The organism is Methylomonas aurea (assembly GCF_024505045.1).
In the GTDB taxonomy this organism is placed as follows: Bacteria; Pseudomonadota; Gammaproteobacteria; order Methylococcales; family Methylomonadaceae; genus Methylomonas; species Methylomonas aurea.
The window spans coordinates 406,175-415,780 of record NZ_JANIBM010000001.1 but is presented as its reverse complement, the minus strand read 5'-3'; the positions used below and the strand labels follow the sequence as shown (position 1 = coordinate 415,780).

Annotated in this window: 7 protein-coding genes and 1 tRNA gene; 7 read left to right on the top strand and 1 reads right to left on the bottom strand. The window is 52.8% G+C overall.

The annotated features are described in order from the left end of the window. Positions 1-34 precede the first annotated feature (34 nt). Both NP603_RS01915 and NP603_RS01910 read left to right on the top strand, forming a co-directional pair. Positions 35-3,121: a type I restriction endonuclease subunit R gene (locus tag NP603_RS01915; RefSeq protein ID WP_256609233.1), complete on the top strand. Its 3,087-nt coding sequence runs from the start codon at positions 35-37 to the stop codon at positions 3,119-3,121. 12 nt (positions 3,122-3,133) lie between these two features. After that, entirely contained in the window at positions 3,134-3,643 is a 510-nt protein-coding gene (locus NP603_RS01910) for a hypothetical protein (RefSeq protein WP_256609232.1), read from the top strand. 435 nt (positions 3,644-4,078) lie between these two features. On the opposite strand, the gene NP603_RS01905 is transcribed toward NP603_RS01910, so the two are convergent. Further along, the gene (locus tag NP603_RS01905; RefSeq protein ID WP_256609231.1) at positions 4,079-4,480 is read right to left on the bottom strand and encodes a hypothetical protein; all 402 of its coding nucleotides are present in this window, start codon (positions 4,478-4,480) and stop codon (positions 4,079-4,081) included. 260 nt (positions 4,481-4,740) lie between these two features. On the opposite strand from NP603_RS01905, the gene metG reads away from it, so the two are divergent. The 5 genes from metG to NP603_RS01880 all read left to right on the top strand — a co-directional run bounded on the left by metG (position 4,741) and on the right by NP603_RS01880 (position 9,589). Continuing rightward, the gene (gene metG / locus NP603_RS01900) at positions 4,741-6,789 is read left to right on the top strand and encodes a methionine--tRNA ligase (protein WP_256609230.1); all 2,049 of its coding nucleotides are present in this window, start codon (positions 4,741-4,743) and stop codon (positions 6,787-6,789) included. 10 nt (positions 6,790-6,799) lie between these two features. Further along, positions 6,800-7,372, top strand: a complete 573-nt coding sequence (gene rsxB, locus NP603_RS01895) for an electron transport complex subunit RsxB (RefSeq protein WP_256609229.1) — start codon at positions 6,800-6,802, stop codon at positions 7,370-7,372. Between the two features lie 184 nt (positions 7,373-7,556). Further along, positions 7,557-7,633: transfer RNA gene (locus NP603_RS01890), tRNA-Arg, on the top strand. A 217-nt stretch (positions 7,634-7,850) separates the two neighbouring features. Next, on the top strand, positions 7,851-8,831 hold the full coding sequence (locus tag NP603_RS01885; RefSeq protein WP_256609228.1) for an ABC transporter ATP-binding protein: 981 nt from the start codon (positions 7,851-7,853) through the stop codon (positions 8,829-8,831). Next, on the top strand, positions 8,828-9,589 hold the full coding sequence (locus tag NP603_RS01880) for an ABC transporter permease (RefSeq protein WP_256609227.1): 762 nt from the start codon (positions 8,828-8,830) through the stop codon (positions 9,587-9,589). Before NP603_RS01885 ends, NP603_RS01880 begins: the two co-directional genes overlap by 4 nt. Positions 9,590-9,606: the final 17 nt, after the last annotated feature.

Below are 9,606 nucleotides of genomic sequence, written 5' to 3'. Positions count from 1 at the left end.
CTTTGAAAGCGAAGGAATCATGTAAGGAATCGCCATGTCGCAGACCACCGAAAAAGCCTTCGAAAGCTACGTCGAGCAAATGTTACTAGCGAAAGGCTGGCAAGCAGGCTCGGTAAAAGAGTGGGATAAGGAGCTGGCTTTATTCCCGGCGCAAATTATCGAATTTATCGCCGCCACCCAAAAGCCACTTTGGGACAGCATGCGCGAGCAGCATGGTACTAATCTGCAAGCCATGTTAATCAAAGAGTTGGTTAAGGAACTAGCCATCAAAGGCTCGTTGCATGTATTGCGCCACGGCTTTAAGTTTTACGGCAAGACCTTTCGGCTGGCCTATTTCAAACCGGCGCACGGCTTGAATGCCGAGGTGCTGGCACACTATCAACAAAACCGGCTGACGGTGACCCGGCAAGTGCCTTGCCATCCGGGCGACCATAGTACGCTGGATATGTTGTTTGCCGTAAATGGCTTACCAGTGGCAAGCTGTGAGCTGAAAAACCCTTGGACGGGGCAAAACTGGCGGCATGCTGTGAACCAGTATCGTAATGACCGTAATCCGCGCGCGCCGTTGTTTGAGTTTAAACAGCGGGCGCTGGTGCATTTTGCCGCCGACCCGGACGAAGTCCACATGACTACCCGTTTGGCAGGCAAAAAGACCTTTTTCCTGCCGTTCAATCGTGGCAGCCATCCCGGCGAAGTAGTTTGCGGTGCGGGCAATCCACAACACCCTTCCGGTTATCGCAGCGGCTATTTCTGGGAGGAGGTGCTGGAGCGCGAGCAGTTTCTGGACATTCTCGGTAATTTTATTTTTATCGAGCGTAAGGAAGAGAAAGTCGAAGACGGCAAGGGCGGCAGCCGATTGATGCAAAAAGAAGCGGTGATTTTTCCGCGCTATCACCAGCTCGATGCCACCCGGCGACTGGTCAATGCTGCTCAATTGGAAGGCCCCGGCCAGAATTATCTGATTCAGCATTCAGCCGGTAGCGGCAAGACCAATTCGATTTCCTGGTTGTCGCATCGTTTGGCTAGTTTGCATGATGGCAACGATCACAAGGTGTTCGATTGCGTGATTGTGATTACTGACCGGCAAGTGCTGGACAGGCAATTGCAGGACGCCATTTATCAAATTGAACACGCGCAAGGGGTGGTGAAGGCGATTGATCAGGATTCCAAGCAGTTGGCGGCGGCGCTGATTGATGGCACCAAAATTGTGGTGACGACGTTGCAGAAATTTCCGCTAATCGTGCGCCGACTATTGCAGATTGCCGATGAGAGAAAAGACGAAGATTCGCAGAAAAAATCTGAAGTACTGGCCAAGGAATGGGAAGCAGAAATCGCCAAACGTAATTATGCAGTGATTGTTGACGAGGCGCATTCATCTCAAAGTGGGGAAACATCCAGAGAGTTGAAGGCGATATTGGGTGTCAAAATAAAGAACGGAGACGATAATGAGGAAGATTGGGAAGATGTTCGCGATCAGGTTATGGCGTCACGTGGTCCCCAATCTAATGTAAGTTTTTTTGCCTACACCGCCACACCCAAGGGCAAGACTTTGGAGCTGTTCGGTCGTGTCGGTCAAACCGGCAAGCCGGAGCCATTTCATCTGTACAGCATGCGCCAAGCCATCGAGGAAGGTTTTATTTTGGACGTGTTGCAGAACTACACGACCTACAAAACCTATTTCAAATTGGTCAAAGCCATGGAGGAAGACCCGAACCTGCCGAAGAAAAAGGCGGCGCGGGCCTTGGCTAAGTTCTTGGTACTACATCCAACCAACATTTCGCAAAAAATCGAAATCATCGTCGAACATTTCCGCAACCACGTTAAACATCATTTGGGTGGCCAAGCCAAGGCGATGGTGGTGACCGGTTCACGCCTGCACGCCGTCAAATACATGCAAGCGTTTCAGGATTATATCGAGCAGCATGGTTACCACGATGTACAGCCCTTGGTAGCGTTTAGCGGCACGGTACTCGATCCAGAAACCGGGCAGGAATATACCGAACCGGGCATGAACGTCGACAGTGTGACCGGTAAAGCGATCAGCGAAAAGCAATTGCCGGAGCGTTTTAATTCACCGGATTATCAAGTGCTACTGGTGGCTAACAAGTACCAAACCGGTTTCGATCAGCCGAAGTTGATGGCGATGTATGTCGATAAACGTTTAGATGGCGTACAGGCGGTGCAAACCCTGTCGCGTTTGAATCGCATGTTGCCGGGTAAGGAAGCGCCGTTCGTGCTGGATTTTGTCAATGAAGCCGATGATATTTATCGCGCCTTCAAACCTTATTACGACGCCACCAGTTTACAGGAAACCTCCGACCCAGCTTTGCTGGAACAGGTCAAGCATGACTTGGACAGTATGCAGGTTTATTACTGGAACGAGGTGGAAGCGTTTGCCCGTATTTTCTACCGATCACCCAATAAGCAAAATCCGGCTGATCACGCTCATTTGCAGCGTCACTTACAACCGGCAGTGGACCGGTTCAAGGCGATAAGCGATGAAGAGCAGCGCTCTGTATTTCGGGACAAGTTAAGTGGCTATGTCAATGTGTATGCTTTTTTGAGTCAGATCATGCCCTATGCCGATCCTGATCTGGAAATGCTGTATAGCTTTGGTCGCTTGTTATTACCGCATTTGCCGCTGGATCGGGATAACACCAACGTCAAGCTGGGCGACGAAGTCGATTTGCAGTATTACCGGCTGCAACGGGTGTTTTCCGGTGCGATTGATCTGGCGGATGAGCAAGGCGAGTACACGGTTAAAAGTCCGACCGATGTCGGCACCGGCAAAGCCAAGGACGAAAAAGCCCCATTATCGGAAATCATCGAGATATTAAACAACCGCTTTGGTACGAACTTTACCGAAGAAGACCGCTTGTTCTTCGAACAAATCAGAGAAAAAGCGACCAATTCGCCAGAGGTGATTCGGTTACGGCAAGCGAATCCGTTTGATAAATTTCAGCTAGGTTTACGCCAAGTGTTGGAAGATCTGATGATTCAACGGATGAATGAGAACGACAAGATTGTTACGCGATACATGGACGACAGAGCGTTTGAAGATGCGGCGTTTGCGGTTTTGTCTAAGGTTATCTTTGACAGTATTCCTCAAACCAAGGGTTAGACCGGATTTGCCATGTTCGAGACCTACCCGTTTTTGACGGCAATAACGTCTGGCTTGCTTTCGCTGATTGGCGCGCTTCTTGGTGTGCTTGCAACTCATTTTTTGTCGGACAGGCGCAAACGGCGCGAAGAGTTAACCGAACAGAAATTGAAAGCGTATTCGGATTTTATAAATTCCGCTTCCAAAATAATCGCCGCTAGGCGGCTGGGCAATATCGAGAACGATCCCCAAGAATTGGCGGTTCTTAACGATGCAAAGGTCCGAATTTGTATTTGCGGGGACAGGTCAGTAATACAAGAATTAGCCAAATTTTGGGAAAACGGCGCAACTCTGGAACGAGAGCATGAAATTTTAGCTTTTACCCGTCTTTGTATGAGAATTCGCGAAAGCTTAGGGTACAAAGCGCACGATCTTGCTGATCTAAAAATATCCGATACGCTGTTTCGGATAGAGCCATCTTGTTTTTCTTATAGAGCGTCGAAGCAAGAGAAAGCTAGTGATGCCGAGAATGTTGAATTGTGATGCTTTCGCTGCATAACGACACAACAGATTCAAGGCGTAAATTTAGGCGCACTATTCAGACAAACCGACTCAAAACCAGTCAACTCAAAACAACTTGAAGCTATTGATATTTAAGGAATATACTATGGTTTCACGTTGTTTCAATTCGTCCAACAAGCACTCGTAACGCGAAGGTCGTAGGTTCGATTCCTATTGCCGGCACCATTTAAGCGGTTGATTTGTAAAAATTTTCAGCAAGATTGCCTGTCGAGTTGAAGCAACAGTCCGCAGCAAGTCTGCAAGTTTAGGCGCAGTGCTACTTAATTTTGCTCAAGCATATGGCGCAATGAACCAAAAAAATCACCCAGCTCAGCTAGGTATCCATAGGCATTGCCAGTCACATCCACCGAATTGAGGAAGCGCAATAAATTCTGTTATTGCGCTTTGATTGAAGGCTTACTTGATTTTTAACAGTTCTTTACCTTCGCTGGAAAAATGGCAAATGCCGGCAGCGAAGTAAGTGCATTCTTCAGATTGGTCAAGTTTGGCGCCGTTGGGGGTAAGATGGACCTTTACGGTGCAGGAACGCGCTTCGCCTTCGATGTGTTTTTTCAAAACCAATTCATTCTCGCCGGCCGCTTTCGCATCACCCGTAATCTGCGCGGAGCAGGCGTGTTTGCCCACTTCATCCGGATTAGGTTCGAAATCCACATCGGCGGTCACGCTGTATTCGTTGCCCAGTTTGGTGATTTTCAAATGCTGAACATGATTGCCGTCGCGCAAGATGTAATGGTCGGTAGCCGCAATCGCCGAACCCGACGCCAATATCGCGACAGTCAAAAACAGGATTTTTTTCATGTTGTTACCTCTTCTTCTAATATAAATGATTCAGAAACACCGAGCCCCAGCTGGCTACACCCAAAACTAGACGACGCATTGCCGAGCAAGTGGCTTGTCGCGATTGTACCTTACTGCCCGGTATTACCAAAGGCTACCCACAGCTCTGGCAGGCCCAGAGCTTTCAACAATCGCGACTATAGGCAAGGCTGCCGCAACCATGAAAGCCCGAAGGATTTGTGACATAATCCGCCCTCATTTTTTCCGGCTGTTTCATACCCATGTCCAAGCGAAAAATCCTAGTTACCAGCGCCCTGCCTTACGCTAATGGCCCGATCCATCTCGGCCATCTCGTCGAGTACATACAGACCGATATTTGGGTGCGTTTTCAAAAACAACGCGGTCACGAGTGCTTTTATGTCTGCGCCGACGACACCCATGGCACGCCGATAATGCTCCGCGCTGACAAGGAAGGCATCACTCCGGAACAGCTGATCGCCGACGTCGAAAAACAACACCGCGCCGATTTCGCCGAATTCGGCGTCGCATTCGACCATTACCACAGCACCCATTCGCCGGAAAACCGGGAGTTTTCGGCCTTGATTTACCAGCGTCTGCGCGCCGGTGACCATATTAGCCAACGCAGTATCACCCAGGCCTACGATCCGGTGAAAAACATGTTCCTGCCGGACCGTTTCATCAAGGGCGAATGCCCTAAATGCGGCGCGCCGGATCAATATGGCGACAGTTGCGAAGCCTGCGGCGCCACGTATTCGCCGACCGAGCTGAAAAACGCTGTTTCCGCCATTTCCGGCGAACGGCCGATCGAAAAAGAATCGGAACATTACTTCTTCGAATTGGGCCATTTCGAGCAAATGTTGCGGGAATGGACCACCGCCGGCCACTTGCAGCCGGAAGTCGCCAACAAAATGGCGGAATGGCTGGAAAACGGCTTGCAGCAATGGGATATTTCCCGAGACGCCCCGTATTTTGGGTTCGAGATACCCGATGCGCCCGGCAAATACTTTTACGTCTGGCTGGATGCGCCGATCGGTTACATGGCCAGCTTCAAGCATTTGTGCGACCGGCAGGGCTTGAACTTCGACAGCTTCTGGCAAAAGGACAGCGACGCCGAGCTTTACCATTTCATCGGCAAGGACATCATTTATTTTCATGCCTTGTTCTGGCCGGCGATGCTGACCGGCGCCGATTTCCGCACCCCGAGCGCTATCTTCGCCCACGGCTTCCTGACGGTTAACGGCGAAAAAATGTCGAAATCGCGCGGCACCTTCATCAAAGCTCGCACCTATTTGGACCATTTGAATCCCGAATATTTGCGTTATTACTTCGCCGCCAAACTCGGTGCCGGCGTCGACGACATCGATTTGAACTTCGACGATTTCTGTCTGCGCGTCAATTCCGACGTGGTCGGCAAGGTCGTCAATATCGCCAGCCGCTGCGCCGGTTTTATCCACAAGCGTTTCGATGGCGTGCTGTCCGACACCTGCGCCGAACCGGCTTTGTTCCAGCAATTCGTCGATGCCAACTCTGCGATTGCCGAGCTTTACGAGCGGCGCGAATTCGGTAAGGCGATGCGGGAAATCATGGCGCTGGCCGACAAAGCCAATCAATACATTGACGAGAAGAAACCTTGGGTAATCGCCAAGGAAGAAGGCAAAGACGCCGAATTGCATGCCGCCTGCAGCATGGGCATCAACCTGTTCCGGATGTTGGTGGTTTATCTGCGGCCGGTGATTCCAACCTTGGCCGCCAACGCCGAGGGCTTTTTGAATATTCCGCCACAGGCCTGGCCGAACAAGGTCGAGCCGTTGCTCGGCCACAAAATCAACGCCTTTACGCCGTTGATGACCCGGGTCGAGCCGGACAAAATCGCCGCCATTGTCGAGGCGTCCAAGGAGAACCTGGAAAAAACGCCACCGGCCAAAGCCAAGCCGGCAAAGGCCGCATCTCCCGCGCCGGCCGCCGGCATCGAGCCGATCGCCAGTCCGATTGAGATCGACGACTTCGCCAAAATCGATTTGCGGGTTGCTCGAATCGTCAAAGCCGAGTCGGTCGAAGGTGCTGAAAAACTGCTGCAACTGACCGTCGATTTGGGCAACGAAACTCGCAATATCTTCGCCGGCATCAAATCGGCTTACACGCCGGAACAACTGGAAGGCAAGCTCACGGTTGTGGTCGCCAACCTGGCGCCGCGCAAAATGCGTTTCGGCACTTCGGAAGGCATGGTGCTGGCGGCTGGTCCGGGCGGCAAGGATATCTTCGTGCTATCGCCGGATCAAGGCGCGCAACCGGGCATGCGGATTAAATAAAACCAAGCGCATGACGGCAATCGAAACCACGCTAGCCGACCGCATCGACGCCGTTCTGCCGCAAACCCAATGCGGCAAATGCGGCTACCCCGGTTGCCGGCCGTATGCGGAAGCCATTGGTAACGGCGAAGCCGATATCAATCAATGTCCGCCTGGCGGGGCCAAGGGCATCCAGTTGCTCGCCGACTTGCTTGGGGTTGACGTCAAGCCGTTGAATCCGGCATTTGGCATGGAACGCCCGCGGTTGGTAGCAGTGATTAACGAAGCCGAATGTATCGGCTGTACCAAATGCCTGCCGCCGTGTCCGACCGATGCCATCCTGGGCGCTAACAAACATATGCACACCGTCATCACCGATTTATGTACCGGCTGCGAATTGTGCGTTGCTCCGTGTCCGATGAATTGCATCGCCATGGTTCAGGCAGCAAATCCCGAGTGGACGACAGCAGATGCGGAACGTGCCCGCCTGCACTATCAAGCCCGCAACCGGCGTATGGCCAGGCTGGAAGCAGAAAAAGCCGAACGCCAACTTCGGCAAAAACAGATGCTGGCAAAATTGAGATCGGCAAAAAATTCTGCGTAAGCGCAAGCGGTCCATGACTTTGCCGGCTTTTGCCCGTATAATTGCCGGCTGTAAACAAGGTCCCATAGCCACTGCTAGATCGGGACTGGCCCACCGGAAACAACAGTCAGCCGGATTTAGGGTTATAGAGAACGTTCAAGACCGTTTGACCAAAGTGACTGTAACGTTAGACCGCAAATCACTTGCGCCCGTAGCTCAGCTGGATAGAGCGCAGCCCTCCGGAGGCTGAGGCCAGAGGTTCGAATCCTCTCGGGCGCGCCATTTTGACATTCATCCCCCCAACGTTTTTTGCGCCGTGCCACATGTGCGCCCTCGCCGTGCCTTAAACAAACTTTGCGGCGATCAACGCTAAACTACTTCGGGCCACACAACTAAAACGATTTATCGAATATCTCGCCAAGCCCAACAAAGATCAAAAATTCGATAGTCTTGCATTACGCGCATCCCGATCCGAAAATTCAGGCGCCTGGAGATCACCGTGACTATACGCCCGACATCCGCACACACGACTACGGAACTTTCAGCGCCGATTATCTCGGTGCGCGGCGTACACAAAACTTACGCCGGCGGTTTTCAGGCCTTGCGCAATATCGATCTGGAGATCCGGCGCGGCGAGATTTTCGCATTGCTCGGGCCGAACGGTGCCGGCAAGACCACGCTGATCGGCATTATCTGCGGCATCGTCAATCCGTCCTCGGGAACCGTGGTCGCCGCCGGCCATGACATCCGCAAAGATTACCGCGCCGCACGGGCGGCGATCGGCTTGGTGCCGCAGGAATTGCATACCGACGCGTTCGAGTCGGTCTGGGCTACCGTCCGCTTCAGCCGCGGCTTGTTCGGCAAAGCGCCGAATCCGGATTACCTGGAGCGGATTCTGCGGGCCTTGTCGCTATGGGATAAACGCGACGCCAAAATCATGTCGCTGTCCGGCGGCATGAAACGCCGGCTGCTGATTGCCAAAGCCTTGTCTCACGAACCGGAAATCCTGTTTCTCGACGAACCCAGCGCCGGCGTCGACGTCGAATTGCGCCACGACATGTGGCGGCTGGTGCGCGAACTGCGCGAGCAAGGCACCACCATCATCCTGACCACGCATTACATCGAAGAAGCCGAGGACATGGCCGACCGGATCGGCGTAATCAACAAAGGCGAACTGGTCGTGGTAGAAGACAAAACCGCGTTGATGCGCAAACTGGGCAAGAAAGAACTGGCCTTGACCTTGCGGCAACCGTTGACAGCATTACCGGCGGAGCTGAATGCCTGGCCGCTGAACTTGTCCGCCGACGGCCAAACCTTGGTTTACACCTTCGACAGCCAGACTGAGGAAACCGGTATCGCTGAATTGTTACGGGCCTTGAACCAACACGGCATCGATTTCAAAGACTTGCGCTCCAGCGAAAGCTCGCTGGAAGACATCTTCGTCAGCCTGGTACAGCAAGCCAAGGGAGTTAAGCCATGAATTTTTACGGCATCCGCGCCATCTACCATTTCGAAATGGCCCGTACCTTTCGAACGCTGGCGGAAAGCATCGCCGCGCCGGTGCTTACCACTTCGTTGTATTTCATCGTCTTCGGCCGCGCCATCGGCTCGCGGATGGGCGAGATCGACAATGTCGGTTACGGCGCCTTCATCATTCCCGGCCTGGTCATGCTGAATCTGCTGAACGAGAGCATCTCCAACGCCTCGTTCGGCATCTACATGCCGAAATGGTCCGGCACGATCTACGAATTGCTGTCGGCGCCGGTGTCGTGGATCGAAGTACTGCTCGGCTACGTCGGCGCGGCCACCACCAAATCGGTGATGTTAGGTCTGCTGATTCTGGGCACCGCCCGAGTCTTCGTGCCCTACCAAATCGCCCACCCCGGCTGGATGGTGGCGTTTTTATTACTGACTGCCGTCAGCTTCAGTCTGTTCGGCTTCATCATCGGCCTGTGGGCGGACAGCTTTCAGAAACTGCAAGTGGTGCCGATGCTGGTGGTGACGCCGCTGACCTTTCTCGGCGGTGCGTTTTATTCGATCAACATGTTGCCGCCGCTGTGGCAGAAAGTCACCCTGTTCAATCCGGTGGTCTACCTGATCAGCGGTTTCCGCTGGAGCTTTTACGGCATTGCCGACGTCGACGTAGCAATGAGCCTGGGGATGACCTTCGGCTTCTTGGTAGCCTGCCTGGCCTTCGTTTGGTGGGCGTTCAGAACCGGGTATAAGATCAGGAATTGACGCCGATCGGCCGCGAA